Consider the following 17,529-nt stretch of genomic DNA (forward strand, 5'->3'; position numbering starts at 1 on the left):
AAGAGAGTATATCAATTTTGACACACCCTCTAGCAGTAATCTCATTCCGGTTCTCTTCCAAGGAGAGGGAGAATATATAGAGTTGCCAGATAGCCGAGATGTTCGTTTAAAAGTATTCGTCTTGCGAGGGCAACTCTATGCTATGTCGTCAAAATAGGGCTGTTTAGTCGTTGTCGTCGGCAAACAATGGGTCTTCAGGAACAACCATGATTGGTTTTTGCTGTTCCAATTTCAAGATGTTTTCAGGGACATATTTCTTGTCGACGACAAGGCGAAACATGTACTCATTAAACCACCGGTTGGTCATGATGTAATACCCTTGTTGACCACTATCGGTTCCCCAACTGTTTTCAACCTTCCATTTCAATGGGTTACCCTGTGCATCGAGGTCTACGGCTGTGAGCGTCATGGCATGGGTACTACCGCTATCGAAGGTGCTTATACGGTCGGCCTTGTTCATTCCAAACGTCGTACCAAGCAAGCTAGCATAGTCAAAATTCTCGGTATCGAGGAATCCGCGCTTACGGTCGAGTTGCTTTCCTACATCGTAAGAAGAGTACATCTTGCGGCCATCTTTGAGCGAGGCGATAGCCATTTTGGCTATATCTTCTACCGGAAGGTTGATATATTTCCAGTTATGTCCGTCGTAAGTGTGGCGGTCTAGTTCCACTTCGTAAGTCTTATAATAGGGACGTCGCGGGTCGTTCATGGCCATGATGAACGTTCCGTTGATGGGGCTGCCTATCGTTTCTTTGTAGAATGAAAGCGGTGTATAGGTCTTGTTTTCGCCTACGGCCTTTCCATCCTTGTCGCGGAATGTGTATGTGAACTCCTTCACGGGTTCGCCCAAGGTGAGTGTCAGGATATGATATACGGTACCAAGCATCTCGGTCTTGCGAGCCTTGATGGCCGATGCCGACTTCTTCTGAGACACCATGGTGCGTAGTTCAAGGCCGAATTCGCGCAGTTTGCTGGACAGTAGCTTGCCCATACTACGTGTATTTTCGCTGGAGAATGTTTCGGGTTGTGCGCTCATCGGTACGAGTCCGTACTTCTCTACTAAGTCGGCCACACCGCAGAATGTACCACCATCGCCGATGGGTTGCTTGAAGAAGAATTGTACGCGTGGGTCGTCGATGGGCTTGTTGGCGCAGTCTATGACCCCTTGCAACATGAGATTGGATTTCTCTAATTGATCCCAGAAGAAGAGATAGTCGTGTGAAAATTCCACGATACGCTTTTGCTCATCGCGCAAAGCGAACATGCTACGCAACGTGTTTAGTCCGGAAAACATCCAACAACGGCCCGAACTCTTTTGATTGTGAATGCTCTGTTTAGGCGTCTCAACGCTAAAATGCGTATCAAACTCGCCTAAATTGGCATGGTTCTTGGCGATGTCTTCGATGTTATTAGAGGCTATCGCATTGAAGATAGCTTTGTTGATTGCAGCCGCCGGCTGCGATTTTTGAATTTGTTGCAGCATCTGTGATGAGATACCTCCATCTTTGGTTTGTGCCCCAACGGCTAGAGATGCTGCTATACACATACTCATGAGTACAGTTCTTTTGTTCATAATAGATAATGATTAATACTACAAAGTTAAATATTAAAAATGAAAATAAGGAGCAAAACAGCTAAAATGGTAGAAATAAGGCGTTGAGCTTACGAAAGTTTTTAGTATCTTTGCATAGTTAATCATACTATAAGTATTGATGGATAAAAGCAAATTCGGCCTGTTAGGCAACATTAAATATCCGCAAGATTTACGCAAGTTGACCGTAGACCAACTATCGGAGGTGTGCAAAGAACTTCGTGAAGACATAATCGAAGAGGTGAGTGTAAACCCCGGCCACTTCGCATCGAGTCTCGGTGTGGTAGAGTTGACGGTGGCTTTACACTATGTTTTTAATACGCCGGAAGACCGTATTGTGTGGGACGTAGGCCATCAAGCCTATGGACATAAGATACTGACGGGACGTAGAGATGTGTTTTGTACCAATCGAAAGTTGCATGGTGTTCGTCCGTTCCCGTCGCCACTGGAGAGCGAGTACGATACTTTCACGTGTGGACACGCCAGTAATAGCATCTCTGCAGCATTAGGTATGGCTGTGGCTGCGAAGAAAATGGGGATAGATAATCGCCATGTGGTGGCCGTGATAGGCGATGGTGCTATGAGTGGTGGACTGGCTTTCGAAGGCTTGAACAACGTCTCATCTACACCTAACGATCTCTTGATCATCCTTAATGATAACGACATGTCGATTGATCGTGCCGTGGGTGGTATGGAGAAGTATCTTTTGAATCTCGATACCAATGCAACTTATAACAAGTTACGCTTTAAGGCTAGCCAGTGGTTGAACCGCAAAGGGTATCTGAACGAGGAACGCCGAAAGGGTATTATTCGTTTGAATAATGCGCTGAAGAGTGCCCTTAGTCATCAGCAGAATATATTTGAAGGACTCAATATTCGTTATTTCGGCCCGTTCGATGGGAATGATATTCAAGAAGTAGTGCGACTATTGAGACAGTTGAAAGACATGCGAGGTCCGAAACTATTGCACTTGCATACGGTCAAAGGCAAAGGATATGAGCCAGCGGAGAAGTCGGCTACGGTGTGGCATGCCCCCGGTAAGTTCGATCCGGAGACGGGCGAACGCCTTATTAGCGACTGTGCCGACGAGCCAATGAAATATCAGGATGTCTTCGGTGAGACGCTGTTGGAGCTTGCTCGCAAGAATAATAAGGTATATGGAGTAACTCCTGCTATGCCTTCGGGATGTTCTATGAATATCCTTTCAAAAGAGATGCCCGACCGAATGTTTGACGTAGGTATAGCCGAAGGGCATGCCGTGACGTTCTCAGGAGGTATGGCGAAAGACGGATTGATACCGTTCTGCAACATTTATAGTTCGTTTGCGCAGCGTGCTTATGATAACATCATCCACGATTTGGCAATCTTGAATCTGCCGGTGGTGCTATGTTTAGACCGCGCCGGACTCGTGGGAGAAGACGGACCGACGCATCATGGTGTGTTTGATATGGCAGCTTTGCGCCCCATACCGAATTTGACCATTGCCTCACCGATGAATGAACATGAATTACGTAAGCTCATGTTTACGGCTCAGTTGCCCGATAAGGGACTGTTTGTGATACGTTATCCTAGAGGGAAAGGTGTGTTGAAAGACTGGAAATGCGAATTGGAGGAGATGCCGGTGGGTAAAGGCCGTAAACTACGCAATGGTCATCAAGTAGCCGTATTGACCATCGGTCCGATGGGAAATGATGCTGTGGAGGCTATCAATCGAGTGATGGCAGCGTATCCTAATGCCAGTATTGCCCACTACGATATGCGTTTCTTGAAACCTCTAGACGAGGATTTATTGCAAGAAGTGGCCGAACTGAAGTGCCCGATTGTGACTGTTGAAGACGGAATACGAACCGGAGGAATGGGCAGTGCAGTGATGGAATGGATGGCAGACCATGGATATACGCCTCGTATTGTGCGTCTAGGAGTTCCCGATAGCTTTGTGGAACACGGAAAAGTGGATGAATTAAAGGCATTATGCGGACTTGATATAGGCAGCATCGTAGCCGAAATTAGTGGTTTGTTGCAGCAAGAAGAAACAATAAACTAAGCGTATGAAGATAATCATTGCCGGTGCTTGTACCATTGGAACTTATTTGGCTAAGTTTCTTTCGCGTAACAATCAAGATATTATCTTGATGGATGAGGATCAGGAAAAGCTGGAGAATATCAGCTCGGATTATGATTTGATGACTTTGAACGAGTCGTGTACAAGCATCAAAGCACTCAAAGAAGCCGGTGTAAGTAGTGCTGACCTCTTTATAGCTGTGACCGATGACGAGAGTCGAAATGTGACGAGTTGTACGTTGGCCAAGGCTTTAGGCACGAAGAAAACAGTAGCAAAAGTTGATAACTACGAATATGTAGACCCTGAATTGCAAGGCTTCTTCAATGGACTTGGTATCAGTTCGATTATCTATCCCGAAATGCTGGCAGCGCAAGATATTAACAATGGGTTGAAAATGTCGTGGGTCAGACAGCGTTGGGATGTACATGGAGGTGCGCTCGTGATGCTCGGTATCAAGCTACGTGAGACATGTGAGGTGCTCAATCAGCCTTTAAAGGATATTTGTGGACCCGATGATCCATATCATGTGGTGGCTATTAAACGCGATGACGAGACGATTATTCCTAGCGGTAACGACGTGTTGAAGCTCTACGATATGGCATATTTCATGACAACCAAGCAATATATACCCTATGTGCGCAAGGTTGTGGGCAAGGAACATTACGTAGATGTGCGAGATGTAATGATTATGGGAGGCGGTCGTACGGCTGTACGTGCGGTGAAAACCATGCCCGAATACATGAACACCAAGATAATCGAGATAGACGAAGCACGCTGTGAACAATTGAACAACCTGCTTGATAACGACAGTACACTGGTGATTAATGGCGATGGAAGAGACATTCCGCTGCTACAAGATGAAGGTATCAGGAGCACACAAGCATTTGTTGCGTTGACTGGTAATGCTGAAACTAATATATTAGCTTGTCTTACTGCCAAACGAATGGGAGTACGTAAGACGGTGGCCATGGTCGAAAACATCGACTATGTACGTATGGCTGAGAGCTTGGATATAGGTACTATCATCAATAAACAGGCCATTGCGGCCAGCCACATCTACCAAATGATGCTCGATGCCAATGTGCATAATGTGCGGTTTTTGATGACTGCGAATGCCGATGTGGCCGAGTTTATCCCACAAGAGGGGGCGAAGGTGACTCGCAAACCTGTGAAAGACCTTGGCTTACCCAATGGTGTTACCATCGGAGGACTGGTTAGAAAAGGTGTAGGATTCCTTGTTTCGGGTAATACAATGATTGAGGCTGGCGACTCAGTGATGGTGTTCTGCCATAATGTAAACATGAAAAAGATAGAGAATCTATTCAATTAATGATTGATTGGAAGACTATATATAAGGTATTAGGATCGCTACTTTTCATTGAAGTAGCACTTATGCTGTGTTGCATGGGAGTGGCTTTTGGCTATCATGAAGACGACTCCATGGCCTTTTTGGTAAGTATTATTATCACCTCGTTAGCTGGTTTGATACTGAAATTCTTTGGTCGTAAATCAGACAATTCATTGTCTCGGCGAGATGCTTACCTTGTGGTGACACTGTCGTGGGTAGTCTTTAGCTTTTTCGGTACGACTCCGTTTCTGATTAGTGGATACCTTACAAGCTTTACTGATGCTTATTTTGAGTGTATGTCGGGGTTCACAACGACCGGTGCTACCATCATAGACGATGTAGAAGCACTGCCACATGGACTCCTCTTTTGGCGTTCGTTGACTCAGTGGATAGGCGGTTTGGGCATTGTTTTCTTTACAATAGCCCTCTTACCGTCGCTTGTTGGCGGGTCGGTTAAGGTTTTTGCGGCCGAAGCTACGGGGCCTATCAAGTCTAAACTTCATCCTCGTCTCTCCACCAGTGCAAAGTGGATATGGGTTATTTACCTGATTATTACAGCCGGATGTATAGCTTCTTATTATGCTTGTGGTATGGGATGGTTCGACAGTATTAACTATTCGATGACTACGACGGCTACAGGTGGCTTCGCTACACACAATGAGAGTATTGGTTTTTTCCACTCTCCGAGTTTGGAATATAGTTGTACGCTCTTTACATTCTTGTCTGGAGTGAACTTTACATTGCTCTATGCTGCCATCATGAAGTTTAAGGTTAAGCAGTTGTTTAAGAGCAGTGAGTTCCGCTTTTACCTCTTTATTGTATTGGCATTTGCAGGTTTTATCATGTTTGAATTGATGCTACACAATCATTATGATGTAGAACATGCGTTCCGGAGTGGTATCTTTCAAGTGGTGTCTTTCATTACTACGACCGGTCTTTTCAATGATGATGCAAGCAAATGGCCGCATGTTACGTGGGTGATATTGGCTGTTTGCATGTCTTTGGGAGCCTGTTCGGGGTCGACAAGTGGTGGTTTGAAGTGTATCAGAGGAACGATGTTGCTCAAGATAGTGCGCAATGAATTCCGCCAAATATTGCATCCCAATGCCGTGTTACCGATGAAAGTGGACGGTGTGAATGTACCTTTACAACCGCGAGTGACGTTACTTTCGTTTCTCACCGTGTACCTTTTGCTGTGCATCTTCATTTCGTTTTCGATGATAGTGATGGGCATTGACAATACCAATGCTATCACTATAACCCTGAGTAGTATCGGTAATGTGGGACCAACATTGGGTACCGAGATTGGTCCGACGATGTCTTGGAGCATGTTACCCGACTTGGCAAAGTGGGAGTGTTCGCTCATGATGCTTATCGGTCGATTGGAAATATTCACTGTCCTCGTCATTTTTACACCCGAATTTTGGCGTAGGAACTAATGTTTAAAGTAACTATTATATATAAGGAGTAAACATATGAAACCATTAAAGTTTAACGCATTACTGAAAACAACACTATGGGGTGGTGATAAAATCATCCCATTCAAACATCTCAACGAACATCTCGACAACGTAGGTGAGAGTTGGGAGATATCCGGAGTCAAGGATAATGAGACCATTGTAAGCGACGGTGAGTTTGCAGGAAAAAGCTTGAATGCCGTCGTTGAGACGCTGAAAGGCGAGTTGGTGGGCGAGGATAACTATCGCCGTTTTGGCAATGAGTTCCCACTCTTGATTAAATTCATAGATGCACGCGACCAATTGTCTATCCAAGTGCATCCCACTGATGAGATAGCACAGCGCCAAGGACGTGGCAATCGTGGCAAAACCGAGATGTGGTACATTATGGATAGTGCGCCCGATGCAAAGCTTCGCAGTGGTCTTAGCAAGGAGATTACCCCTGAAGAATACAAAGAAATGGTGGCTAACGATACCATCACAGATGCCCTGTGTGAGTATAATGTGAAGGAAGGGGATTGCTTCTTCTTGCCAGCTGGTCGTATCCATAGTATCGGTACAGGTTGTTTCTTAGCCGAAATTCAGCAAACTAGCGATGTAACCTATCGTATCTACGACTTCAAACGTAAGGATAAGAATGGCAATGAGCGCCAGTTACACACCAAGGAAGCGGCTGAAAGCATCGACTACCATGTAGAGCCTGATTATCGTACAGCCTATACTCCGATGAAGAATCAAGGGGTAAGTCTTGTTCATTGTCCCTATTTCAATACGGCAGTGTACGACTTGAACGAGCCCATGACATTAGATTATAGCGAGTTGGACAGCTTTGTTATTCTGATAGGAATCAAAGGTGAGGGTACTATTAAAGATGATGAAGGCAACGAACTCAGCTTTACAGAGGGCGAAAGCATCCTCGTTCCGGCTACAACGAAGACTGTCAAAGTGAGCGGAACTATCAAGTTCTTGGAGACATACGTATAATCTGTATTCTTCCGACATACATTAAAAGGAACAATCCTGCTTCTGTCGATACCGACTAGAGGCAGGATTGTTTATTTAGAGGGCATTGCGGATACCCTCATGATAGCTGAATCAACTTATTTAGTTGTCAAACCGGCAATGAAATTCTTCATCATCGGAGTCTTTTCAACTACACAATGATAGAGTTTCAATTGGTTTCGAGTGCGGTCAAGATTATGTGTCGGATACTTAATCTTGTAATAAGTATCGCCGTTGATGTAGTCGGCTAAGAAGCGAACGCACTGCATATAGGGGAAGAGAGCCACAGCATAAGGCAATAACTCGATTTCCAACGGTGTCAAGAATACGCTGGCCGATTCCAAATAACCACGTGTGAAAGCCTTGAACACTTCCTCGTCGAACGCCACGTTTTCCAAGTTTGGATCGTCCTCGGCGGTCTTGTTGGCACTTGTACGTAGGAAGTCACCGTAGTCGGAGAATACAAAACTAGGCATTACAGTGTCGAGGTCGATGACACAGAGTACGCGTCCTTCTTCGTCGAACATCATGTTGTTGACCTTTGTATCGCAGTGACAAATGCGTTTAGGCAACTTCCCTTCGCGATAAAGACGCTCTGCCTGACACATGGTATCGGCGTTAGCTTCAAGCTCGTCTACTATCTCTTGTACCTCTGCCAGTCTTCCTGCCGGGTTGGCAGCGACTGCTTCGCGCAACTGACGAATACGTAATTCCATGTTATGGAAGTCGGGTATGGTCTCACCGAGTTGTTCGGGGAGGTCGGTCAGCATACTCTCGAACTCTCCGAAAGCCTTACCAGCAAAGTAAGCATAGTCGGGTGTCACGGCTTCGAAAGTCTTTGCGCGAGGTATAAACACCATCACGCGCCAATAACGACCCTCTTCATCCTGTGTATAAGTATTGCCGTTGTCGGCTTTTACGAATGTCAATACCTTACGATCAATATCGTCTGCACCTGTTTTTTCGAGTTTTGCACGGATATGACCGGTCACCGTTTCTATGTTGTGTTGCAACAGTTCCACGTCTTGGAACACGGCATTATTGATATGCTGTAACACATAATCGGGACAATCTGCCTCCTCTGTCGTCACCTTATAGGTGTCGTTGATGAGTCCGTTGCCTAACGGAGCAATCTTTTCGACCGTTCCTTTGAGCTCAAAATGAGAAATAATCTGGTTAAGAGTTTCTTCTTTCATGATATAATATAGTTGTTTGGTTCTGTCTGTAAAGGTAGTAAGAAACTACCAAACGAGCGTCGCCATTCGCTTTCTTTTTAGTTATTTTCAGATTTTATGGACAATGTCTGAAGAGTAATTTTCTTTTTTCGTACTTTTGTAGATACGAAACCAAATACAGATATGAGAAAATACACTTTCGCACTATTAAGCTTTTTCATGGCAGCCACGGTTCTTACGACTTCTTGTAGACAGTTGCATCGAGAGGAAAATATGGGTGATACGGTAGCGGCCAGTCTGTTTGAGCCGGCCGATACGAGCATCGCTCAAGCCAAGACGGCCAAGAAGAAGGTGGTTGTCAGGGATAGTGTAGGCCTCTATTATATCGGTTTCGGTTCTACTCATGAGCTACTCCAGCTCGTCAGTTATCCTTCTCGTCGTGATACATTGGTTTTCAGTAAGGCTCGCCATTTGCGAGTTAACGGTAATGCAGACTACGACCACATTGTTCATCCCACGTTCTTTGTCCTGAAGACCGGCGATAGTATCGTCTCTCGATTGGACGAATGGAAGCCCATCCAACCCTAACCTATATATAATAGGTGTAACTATTGCATGGGATATTGCTGATAAACCTTGAGCCCAAATTCCGGTACGAGGGCATAAATGCGTTCCATAAGGTCGGCTTGGGCATGCTCGAAATCGGTCCAAACCGTCGTAGCGATAAAGAAATAAAACTCTATGGGCAAGCCCGATACTGTTGGTTCCAGTTGCCTAACCATCAATGTCATGTCCGCGTTTACCTCTTTTGATTCGCTTAACATCTTTTCCATGTATGCTCGGAAAAGTGTCAAGTTCACCACATTTTCGTCTTTCAACTGTTCTTCGGTAACTAAATGGTGCTGTCGAAGATGCTCTTTCAGCGTTTCATCTGCTATCTTGATACTGCGAAAATCGAAGAAGAGCTTGCGCTTCACACGTCTCCCGGCTCCTTCTTGCATGGTTTTCCAGTTCTGAAACGACCCATTGACAAGTGTCAATGGCGACACGGTGGTGATGCTATTGTCGAAGTTTCTCACTTTGACAGTGGTCAATGTCATTTCGTCCACCGTTCCGTCGGCACCTGCCGAAGCCACTGTAATCCATTCACCTTTATGCAACATCTCGTTGCTTGTGAGCCGAATACCGGCTACAAGTCCCTCTATCGTATCTTTAAACACCAGCATCAGGATGGCCGAAGTGGCTCCCAAACCGGCAAACAAAGTGCTCGGATTCTTGTCGAGGATAATTGCTGCCACGATAATCACGGCAATGAAGATGACAATAATCTTCAGTACGCCACAGAATGATTGCAAGTATTGGTGAGCACTACTACTATGTGCTGTGTTCAACTGTTGTACACTGGTGAGTAAAGCCGTTACCATGCGCACCGACATAATCGTGATATAGATGTCGGTGAGACGTTCCAAGATGTCTCGTACGATGGGGAATTGGTAGAAAACCATGGGCAACAGCCATCTGATGACCAATGCCGGGATGATACGACAGGCCGAACGAAGTACTCGATCATTGAATATTTGGTCGTCCCATTGTGCTGCTGTATGAGCTGTTATCTTATGAATTAGGGGGATAAGGAGGCGTCGCCCCAAATAACCGCTGCTCCATGCAAGCAAGACAGCTACGATAACGAGGGCTATGTGGCGCACGATGGGTACGGCACTGCCCGTTAGTCCAGTTAGTTGGATGAGTGACTCTACGAAGATACGAATTGTTTCCATAAGGTGGCAGGGTTTTTAATTGGGGTTACAAAGTATCGAACAAATGCGGTCTTGGAACGCTCTAGCCTTGCGATGACTTAATATTCCTTGATTCAAGATAGCGAAACAAAGCCGATGCCCATTGTAAGCTGTGCAGTAACCGGCTAAACTACTGACGCCTTTCACGGTGCCGGTCTTGGCCATGACGTTCTCTTTGGTGTACGTACCTTTCATGCGTGAGCGCAGCGTACCGTCGAGCCCGGCTATAGGTAGTGCCTTGTTCAGGTGGATAAAGATATTGTTATTTTGGAAAGCATAGCGCAACAACATCGTCTCCAGTTCGGCCGATACATAGTTATAGAGTGATAGTCCCGAACCGTCGGCAAAGTAATAGTCGGCTGGGTTGAGCCCAATCTTCGACACCAATCGCCTGATGACGTTGCGCGAACCTTTGGCTGTGGCCGGTTGTTCGCCCATGAATGCCGACAATTGGTAGAACATTGATTCGGCATAGAGGTTGTCACTCTCTTTGAGCATGCGCATCAATATCTGGTCGATAGTGTGGAATCGCGTGCAGATACAGTAGGCTCCTGCTGGTCGTTTGGCTGTTGCCACGAATGCATCTACCACAATACTGTCGGCACGTAGTTCTCTTACAAACCTGTCCATGAACTGGTCTTTGCGCGAAAGGAGCAGGGGAGTGAGGTTGGGGTTATCATCGTCCCAGCACCAACCCTCCCCGTAGATGTCTCGTGTCTTCATAGACTGGTCGGCATAGAGGTGTCCTCGGATAGTGTCTACACCCATCTTGCGCAGGCTTTCCACAAATGCTTTCAGGTCATCGGTACCGAATCGCGGGTCCAAACCGCCCACACAGTAAACGTCTCCGGTCAATGTGCGGTTCTCTATGTTGCCTGTATAGCACAGTTCGGTGCGAAAACGGTAGTCTCCACCGAGCTTGTCGATGGCCGTAATGGCCGTGATGACCTTCATTGTGCTGGCTGGCCGCATGGTTTGGCGCTCGTTATAGCGGTAGAGTACGGAGTCGGCTGTAAGGTCATATACCATCAATCCTAGTTGCGAAGTCTTCAGCATGTCGCTTTGTAGCAGTATGTCTAGATGGTGTTGTACGTATTGTGGCCACGGCAATGCTATAGAGTCTTTGTCCAAACTCGCAAAAGCAGTGGAGTCGGTGGCGCTGGATAGTTCGTCGTTTTCGGTGTTGTGGTCATCTGTCTGTGCCTGTAGGGGCAGGCAAGCAGCAAATGTTATGAAAAGCAGAAATAACTTTCCGACAGCTTTTCTATTGAATTTCGTCATGTTGTTTTAGTCTCTTGTTCAGTTCGTTTCGGAAAGTTTCCTCGTTGTCGGGTTGTAAACTGGTCAGGTGACCGTTCCCATATTCTAGCAATAAGTAGTGTGATAAGCCAAAAGCTGAAGTCATTTGTGTGACACGCACGACTTCACTCACCCTTATGGTGATGGTTTTTGAAAAACGCCCATGATTTATTTGCAACACGTCATCGACTCCCTGCATGTCGAAAATGTAGACAGTGTGGAGCAAACGTTCGGTCATCAGCACGATGGCAATGGCTGTAAGAAATCCCGGAATGGGCATTTTGAGCCAGAAAAAATAAAAAGCCAACAATGCAAAGATGATGATGGAACAGACTGAGATAGGCGTGAGACGCTGATGGAACACTCTCCTCATAATCCTCTTTGATAATGATTGTCTGCAAATTTACGAAAAAGACGGAACATATCAAAGACTTACAGACAATTTAGCACAATGCTCCTTGTACGGTATTTAGACGTAAATGCAGAAGTAATCTTGTCTACTTGTCAACTCGTAAACTTGTAAACCAGCTGTCTGCAAGGCCACAGCAATCTTGCTGTCTCGGCTAGACAGCGATGCTGAAAAGGCTAGGCAGTAATGCTGTCTCGACCTTGCAGCAGCCTCATCCCGATTTCCTTTAAAGGGGGAAGTCGGAATTTTAGAGTGAAGAATGATATTTTTTACACCTTCGATTGGTATGCTTTGAGCAGCCATGCCTGTTGTTCGGCTATGGTCATGTGGCTGTTGTCCAGTTCTATAGCGTCGTCGGCCTTGCGCAGCGGACTTACTTCGCGGTGCGAATCAATGTAGTCGCGCTCCTGAACATTACGGAGTATCTCATCGAAATCGGCAGGCATACCTTTTTGTTTCAACTCGTCGAAGCGACGTTGGGCACGTACTTTGGCCGAAGCTGTGACGAAAATCTTGAGTTCTGCATCCGGAAATACGGTGGTACCGATGTCGCGTCCGTCCATCACGATGCCTTTCTCCTGTCCCATTTTCTGCTGTTGAGCCACGAGAGCTTGGCGCACGAAGGGAATAGCTGCGATGGGACTGACGTGGCTACTCACCTCAATGGTGCGGATGTCGCGCTCTACCAGTTCACCGTTGAGATATGTATCAGGTGCACCGGTGGCTTGATTGAATTTAAAAGAGATGTTGATTTGAGGCATCAATTGTTCCAAACGTGCCGTATCGATGCTTCCGTCGGTTGCAAAAAGGTCATTGCGAAGGGCAAAAAGCGTGACGGCTCGGTACATAGCACCCGTATCTACATAGATATAACCTATCTCTTTGGCCAGATTCTTAGCCATGGTACTTTTGCCGCAAGATGAAAAACCGTCAATGGCGATGGTGATTTTATTCATTGTTTTTTATTTTATTCGATAGTTCGAGTAATTGATTGCTTGATGATTTATAAGCTGTAAGCCACGTTTATCGTGATAGAATTGCTGCTCACATGATATTTGCCATAGGCCAAATTGAGCTTGAAGCGTTCCAAATTAAGACCTGCGCCTAGACTCCAACCGGCTCCATGACTGCTTTCCTCGCGTTTGGTGTTGATGATTTTCATCTCGTTGGCACGTCTGAAATTGTAGCCGGCGCCCACCCAAATATTGTCACTGAGAAGCAATTCGGCACCCATCACGGCATGATAAAGGAGTTTGTAGTCCCAATGGTTCAGGTCTACGAGTGTGGCAGAGAGACGCAGTGGTGCGTTGAGGAATCGCTTGCTTACGCCCAATTGCACGTCGATGGGCATGTGTTCGTAGATGTTATCGTAGGCTTTCAGCTGTCCGCCAAGGTTTTTTACCACGAATGATGCCGACCAGTCGCGGTCGCTATCGTAGTAGTTGAGGCCCAAGTCTACACCCATGGCTATCGAGTTGTAGTCGCCGATGTGCGATGTAATGAACTTGGCAGCGATGCCACCAGCTATCCGATCGGTCAACATATAAGAGAAATATCCGGTCATGGCGATGTCTCGTGCGCCGAATTCACCAGTCTGGATGTTGTTCTCGTCTACCTGTTTCATCTTCCCGTAGTCGATATATTGCCCTGAAACGGCCCATGAGGCACGCTCGCCAATATTGCGATTGAAGGCAGCCGAGGACGTATTGACGCCCGACATGTAACTCATAAAATTGAAGTTGATGGTCTTATCGGTGACCGATGAAAGTAAAGCGGGATTGCTGAAAATGAACGATTCGTCGTCTTCGATGATGGAGATGTTGTCTCCACCGAGGGCAGCAGCATGTGCGCCGACGGGCAATCGGAGGAAGTTGTACCCCGTCAAGCTCTCTTGTGCAAAGGTTTGAAAGGCTGCGATGCTGAGTAAAAAAGCGAAAGCGACTCTTTTCATTGAATTTTTTCCTAATTATTTGGCAAAGGTACTGCTTTTCCAAATATAAGAAGTAACTTTGCGTTGTTTAATCAGTATTGTAACGTTGAAAGGTGGATATTATTGCCATACTGCTTAGCAAGACTACCAATAGGAAACCTAACAGCATGCGAAGTACCTCGCCCCACAGCGTTATGACGACTAGTCGCTTTGGAAGAAAAGAAATCATATAAGGCCAATTTGGAGGACAAACGTCTTACAATGTTCCTCATCGGACTCGTATTGGTGCTGTCTGTGTGCTTCGTAGCATTGGAATATACTGCCACGACAAACACGGATAGTGCCAAGAGTTTGATAGATGATGATGCCCAAGACGACTTGGAGTTGATGTCGGGCATAGACCGTCAAGATATGATTTCGGCTGTTCCGACACAGGTTTCACGTAGTGTGACCAATCGGGTGAAGCCTGTTGAACATGTGACGGAGGTTCCCGATAGGCTCAATCCTAATACGGGTGAGGCCGAACAAGATGCCAATGCAGCCGGAGCACAGGTAAAAAGCGACGAGATAGAGACTCAAACACCGCCCACGGTAGTGGCTTTGAGCCAGAACGATGAGCCAGTGAGCTTTCGAATCGTACAGCAATTGCCTGAATATCCGGGTGGCATGGTGGAGTTTATGAAGTGGTTGACGCGGAATTTGAAATATCCTGTGTCGGCTCAACAGGCTAGAATACAAGGTAAGGTGGTCGTTTCGTTCATCATCAACAAGGATGGTTCGATTGCTGATGCGCATATAGACAAATCTGTACATCCCTTGCTTGACCGCGAAGCACTGCGTGTGGTGGGAATGATGCCGAAGTGGAAGCCCGGTATTATGTATAATAAACCTTGTCGAACCATGTTTGCCATACCCATCAACTTTAACCTATAGAAATAAAAGAATACTATTCACATGAACCAAACAACTCAAGATATGATATTAACAGCAGACGAGATATTGGCAAAAGTCAATACCTATTTAGACCAATTGCCGTATGATAGAAAGCCCACAGTGCTCTACGACCCCGTGAAATATGTTCTTTCCATTGGTGGAAAGCGTATCCGTCCCACGCTCATGCTGTTGGCTTACAATCTTTATAAAGACCATCCGGAAGACATACTTTCCTCGGCTTGTGCACTGGAAACATACCATAACTATACGTTATTGCATGATGATTTGATGGATGAGGCCGAAGTTCGTCGTGGCAAAGAGACTGTTCATAAGCGTTGGAGTGCGAATGCTGCCATCCTTTCGGGCGACTCTATGCTTGTCTTGGCTTATGAACACATGCTTCAATGTGGCGAGAAGCATTTGAAAGAAGTACTTGACCTGTTCACCGAAACGGCTTTGGAGATAGGCGAGGGACAGCAGTACGATATGGATTTTGAGACTCGTAACGACGTCACAGAAGCCGAATATATTGAAATGATACGCTTGAAGACGAGCGTATTGTTGGCTTGTGCGATGAAGATAGGAGCTATTTTGGCAGATGCTTCGGCCGAAGATGCCGACAATCTATATCGCTTCGGTGAGCAAATAGGGTTGGCATTCCAGTTGCAAGACGACTTCTTGGATGTGTACGGAGACCCTGAAGTGTTCGGTAAAGCGATTGGTGGAGACATTATAAGCAATAAGAAAACTTATATGTTGATTAATGCTTTCAACAAAGCGGATGCTCGCCAGCATGCCGAACTCACTAAATGGGTGAAAGCAAAAGAGTTTGATAAGAAGGAGAAAGTGGCTGCCGTGACCCAACTCTATAATGAAATGGGTATCGATAAGTTGGCACTTGAGAAGATAGAATATTATTTTTCACAGAGCGAGAAATACTTGGAAGCCGTGAAAGTACCGGCTGAACGCAAGGCAGAATTGGCGGCTTACGCTCGTAGAATGATGAAGCGTCAAAGTTAAAACAGAGTTTGTGATATGCCCTACAGACGTTTGCCGAAAACCGATACAGCCCGCCTAAAAGCATTGAAGACCTTGTTGGACTGCAATGATATATACACTGTGCGCAATCGCTTCGTTGATTGGAAGACCATCAATGATTCACAGACGATGTACGAACTGTTGTTGACGGCCAACTCACAGTATCAGCTGTGCTTCCAAGCGCAAACTCGTCAGACGGCAAAAGTGGATAAGGTGCAACGCAAGGCTTTCATGTATCTGAGTCATTTTGTACAGGTATTGCTTATGTCAGTGGAACGTGGAGAAATAAAACGGCAACGATTGCTACTCTATGGACTGTCTGTAGATACGTCATCTCTGCCCGATATGAAGACTGGTGATAATCTTATCACATGGGGAAGTAAGGTGATTGAAGGCGAAAAAGCGCGTATCAAGGCTGGTGGACGGCCTATCTATAATCCAACGATAGGCATGGTGGCCACGCATTATGATATTTATCGTGATGTCTATGAGCGTCAACAGCAAGCTCAAGCTCGCACGCAAGAGGCACGAGAACGCTTGAAAGAGCTTCGTCCGAAGGTGGATGAAGTGCTTCTAGACTTATGGAATCAGATAGAGAAGCATTATGAGAACGAGCCACCAGAAGTGAGATATGTCGCGTGTAGGAAGTTAGGAGTAGTGTATTATTATCGTCGTCACGAGGAACATCTTTATTAATTTATGGCTTATACATTTATAGATACCCATACACATTTGGATGGTGAGGAGTTCAAAGAAGATCTTTCGGCTGTGATGCAACGTGCTCAAGCGACTGGAGTATCCAAAGTTTTCATTCCCGCAATAGACTTAAAGTCGGTCGATACGGTGTTGGCGGTGTGCCAATCGTATCCCGGTTTCGCTTATCCTATGATAGGATTGCATCCCGAAGAAGTGAAGACCGACTGGCGAGAGGTGCTCAGCGAGATGAAGAAACGCCTTTCCCAACCCCATCCTTTCATTGCTGTTGGCGAGGTGGGATTGGATTATTATTGGACTCGCGATTATGAAATGGAGCAGTTGGAATGCTTCGAAGAGCAGGTGAAATGGTCGATAGAATATCGCTTACCATTGATGATTCATTGTCGAAAGGCACAAAACGAGATGGTGAATCTGTTGAAGAAATACGACAAAGAACTGCCTGGTGGCGTGTTCCATTGCTTCACCGGCAACGCCAAAGAGGCTGAACAACTGTTACAGTTCGATAAATTCGTGCTTGGAATTGGTGGTGTGCTGACCTTTAAAAGTAGTCATCTGCGCGAAGATTTGCCTGCAATGGTGCCTTTGGATAGAATCGTTTTAGAAACCGACAGCCCTTATATGGCACCCGTTCCGCATCGTGGAGAGCGCAATGAAAGTGCTTTTGTGAAGCTTGTATTGCAACAATTGGCTATTAGTTATGGTGTTTCCGAGGAGCAGGTTGCCATCCAAACCAATGCCAATGTGAAGCGCATATTCGGCATCGAATAATCTT

At 45.9% G+C, this 17,529-nt stretch carries 16 protein-coding genes; 9 read left to right on the forward strand and 7 right to left on the reverse strand.

Annotated elements, in window-relative coordinates; all coding sequences use genetic code 11:
- Window positions 1-163: 163 nt before the first annotated feature.
- Window positions 164-1,573, reverse strand: coding sequence for a C1 family peptidase (locus tag HMPREF3034_RS10815; RefSeq protein WP_062435524.1), 1,410 nt, complete (start codon window positions 1,571-1,573; stop codon window positions 164-166).
- Between the two features lie 139 nt (window positions 1,574-1,712).
- Between HMPREF3034_RS10815 and dxs the strand changes: the two genes are divergently transcribed.
- The 4 genes from dxs to HMPREF3034_RS10835 are packed head-to-tail and all read left to right on the forward strand — an operon-like array spanning window position 1,713 to window position 7,442.
- The gene (dxs, locus tag HMPREF3034_RS10820; RefSeq protein ID WP_062435530.1) at window positions 1,713-3,635 is read left to right on the forward strand and encodes a 1-deoxy-D-xylulose-5-phosphate synthase; all 1,923 of its coding nucleotides are present in this window, start codon (window positions 1,713-1,715) and stop codon (window positions 3,633-3,635) included.
- A 4-nt stretch (window positions 3,636-3,639) separates the two neighbouring features.
- Window positions 3,640-4,983, forward strand: coding sequence for a Trk system potassium transporter TrkA (trkA, locus tag HMPREF3034_RS10825; RefSeq protein WP_062435534.1), 1,344 nt, complete (start codon window positions 3,640-3,642; stop codon window positions 4,981-4,983).
- Window positions 4,983-6,440: a TrkH family potassium uptake protein gene (locus HMPREF3034_RS10830; RefSeq protein WP_036897430.1), complete on the forward strand. Its 1,458-nt coding sequence runs from the start codon at window positions 4,983-4,985 to the stop codon at window positions 6,438-6,440. The genes trkA and HMPREF3034_RS10830 overlap by 1 nt, the downstream gene beginning before the upstream one ends.
- A 36-nt stretch (window positions 6,441-6,476) precedes the next feature.
- A complete protein-coding gene (locus HMPREF3034_RS10835) occupies window positions 6,477-7,442 on the forward strand; it encodes a type I phosphomannose isomerase catalytic subunit (protein WP_036897434.1) in 966 nt (321 codons plus the stop codon).
- Window positions 7,443-7,558: 116 nt separating this feature from the next.
- Here the strand turns inward: HMPREF3034_RS10835 and HMPREF3034_RS10840 are convergent, their stop codons facing one another.
- The gene (locus HMPREF3034_RS10840) at window positions 7,559-8,656 is read right to left on the reverse strand and encodes a phosphotransferase enzyme family protein (RefSeq protein ID WP_036897437.1); all 1,098 of its coding nucleotides are present in this window, start codon (window positions 8,654-8,656) and stop codon (window positions 7,559-7,561) included.
- A gap of 162 nt (window positions 8,657-8,818) precedes the next feature.
- On the opposite strand from HMPREF3034_RS10840, the gene HMPREF3034_RS10845 reads away from it, so the two are divergent.
- Window positions 8,819-9,223 (forward strand): hypothetical protein, encoded by a 405-nt coding sequence (locus tag HMPREF3034_RS10845; protein WP_036897440.1) that lies wholly within the window; start codon window positions 8,819-8,821, stop codon window positions 9,221-9,223.
- A 20-nt stretch (window positions 9,224-9,243) separates the two neighbouring features.
- On the opposite strand, the gene HMPREF3034_RS10850 is transcribed toward HMPREF3034_RS10845, so the two are convergent.
- The 5 genes from HMPREF3034_RS10850 to porQ all read right to left on the reverse strand — a co-directional run bounded on the left by HMPREF3034_RS10850 (window position 9,244) and on the right by porQ (window position 14,090).
- On the reverse strand, window positions 9,244-10,413 hold the full coding sequence (locus HMPREF3034_RS10850; protein WP_062435537.1) for a mechanosensitive ion channel family protein: 1,170 nt from the start codon (window positions 10,411-10,413) through the stop codon (window positions 9,244-9,246).
- Window positions 10,414-10,428: 15 nt separating this feature from the next.
- The gene (gene dacB / locus HMPREF3034_RS10855) at window positions 10,429-11,712 is read right to left on the reverse strand and encodes a D-alanyl-D-alanine carboxypeptidase/D-alanyl-D-alanine endopeptidase (RefSeq protein WP_062435540.1); all 1,284 of its coding nucleotides are present in this window, start codon (window positions 11,710-11,712) and stop codon (window positions 10,429-10,431) included.
- Window positions 11,696-12,103: a PH domain-containing protein gene (locus tag HMPREF3034_RS10860; RefSeq protein WP_036897449.1), complete on the reverse strand. Its 408-nt coding sequence runs from the start codon at window positions 12,101-12,103 to the stop codon at window positions 11,696-11,698. The genes dacB and HMPREF3034_RS10860 overlap by 17 nt, the downstream gene beginning before the upstream one ends.
- Before the next feature lie 305 nt (window positions 12,104-12,408).
- On the reverse strand, window positions 12,409-13,095 hold the full coding sequence (gene cmk, locus HMPREF3034_RS10865; protein WP_062435543.1) for a (d)CMP kinase: 687 nt from the start codon (window positions 13,093-13,095) through the stop codon (window positions 12,409-12,411).
- 47 nt (window positions 13,096-13,142) lie between these two features.
- Window positions 13,143-14,090 carry a type IX secretion system protein PorQ gene (gene porQ, locus HMPREF3034_RS10870; RefSeq protein ID WP_062435546.1) on the reverse strand — a complete coding sequence of 316 codons (948 nt, stop codon included), beginning with the start codon at window positions 14,088-14,090 and terminating at the stop codon, window positions 13,143-13,145.
- A 189-nt stretch (window positions 14,091-14,279) separates the two neighbouring features.
- Here porQ and HMPREF3034_RS10875 point away from each other — a divergent pair, with 189 nt between their 5' ends.
- The 4 genes from HMPREF3034_RS10875 to HMPREF3034_RS10890 are packed head-to-tail and all read left to right on the forward strand — an operon-like array spanning window position 14,280 to window position 17,525.
- Complete coding sequence (locus HMPREF3034_RS10875; RefSeq protein ID WP_062435550.1) at window positions 14,280-15,002, forward strand: energy transducer TonB; 723 nt, start codon at window positions 14,280-14,282, stop codon at window positions 15,000-15,002.
- 45 nt (window positions 15,003-15,047) lie between these two features.
- Window positions 15,048-16,022: a polyprenyl synthetase family protein gene (locus HMPREF3034_RS10880; RefSeq protein WP_197421768.1), complete on the forward strand. Its 975-nt coding sequence runs from the start codon at window positions 15,048-15,050 to the stop codon at window positions 16,020-16,022.
- Between the two features lie 15 nt (window positions 16,023-16,037).
- Window positions 16,038-16,736 carry a hypothetical protein gene (locus tag HMPREF3034_RS10885; RefSeq protein ID WP_062435554.1) on the forward strand — a complete coding sequence of 233 codons (699 nt, stop codon included), beginning with the start codon at window positions 16,038-16,040 and terminating at the stop codon, window positions 16,734-16,736.
- Window positions 16,737-16,739: 3 nt separating this feature from the next.
- Entirely contained in the window at window positions 16,740-17,525 is a 786-nt protein-coding gene (locus HMPREF3034_RS10890; protein WP_036897462.1) for a TatD family hydrolase, read from the forward strand.
- Window positions 17,526-17,529: the final 4 nt, after the last annotated feature.

The organism is Prevotella sp. DNF00663 (assembly GCF_001553265.1).
GTDB lineage: Bacteria > Bacteroidota > Bacteroidia > Bacteroidales > Bacteroidaceae > Prevotella.

Bases quoted from the DNA above. Each gene is read 5' to 3' on its own strand.
- HMPREF3034_RS10815 (WP_062435524.1), bottom strand. From the start codon at position 1,573: ATGAACAAAAGAACTGTACTCATGAGTATGTGTATAGCAGCATCTCTA.
- dxs (WP_062435530.1), top strand. From the start codon at position 1,713: ATGGATAAAAGCAAATTCGGCCTGTTAGGCAACATTAAATATCCGCAA.
- trkA (WP_062435534.1), top strand. From the start codon at position 3,640: ATGAAGATAATCATTGCCGGTGCTTGTACCATTGGAACTTATTTGGCT.
- HMPREF3034_RS10830 (WP_036897430.1), top strand. From the start codon at position 4,983: ATGATTGATTGGAAGACTATATATAAGGTATTAGGATCGCTACTTTTC.
- HMPREF3034_RS10835 (WP_036897434.1), top strand. From the start codon at position 6,477: ATGAAACCATTAAAGTTTAACGCATTACTGAAAACAACACTATGGGGT.
- HMPREF3034_RS10840 (WP_036897437.1), bottom strand. From the start codon at position 8,656: ATGAAAGAAGAAACTCTTAACCAGATTATTTCTCATTTTGAGCTCAAA.
- HMPREF3034_RS10845 (WP_036897440.1), top strand. From the start codon at position 8,819: ATGAGAAAATACACTTTCGCACTATTAAGCTTTTTCATGGCAGCCACG.
- HMPREF3034_RS10850 (WP_062435537.1), bottom strand. From the start codon at position 10,413: ATGGAAACAATTCGTATCTTCGTAGAGTCACTCATCCAACTAACTGGA.
- dacB (WP_062435540.1), bottom strand. From the start codon at position 11,712: ATGACGAAATTCAATAGAAAAGCTGTCGGAAAGTTATTTCTGCTTTTC.
- HMPREF3034_RS10860 (WP_036897449.1), bottom strand. From the start codon at position 12,103: ATGAGGAGAGTGTTCCATCAGCGTCTCACGCCTATCTCAGTCTGTTCC.
- cmk (WP_062435543.1), bottom strand. From the start codon at position 13,095: ATGAATAAAATCACCATCGCCATTGACGGTTTTTCATCTTGCGGCAAA.
- porQ (WP_062435546.1), bottom strand. From the start codon at position 14,090: ATGAAAAGAGTCGCTTTCGCTTTTTTACTCAGCATCGCAGCCTTTCAA.
- HMPREF3034_RS10885 (WP_062435554.1), top strand. From the start codon at position 16,038: ATGCCCTACAGACGTTTGCCGAAAACCGATACAGCCCGCCTAAAAGCA.
- HMPREF3034_RS10890 (WP_036897462.1), top strand. From the start codon at position 16,740: ATGGCTTATACATTTATAGATACCCATACACATTTGGATGGTGAGGAG.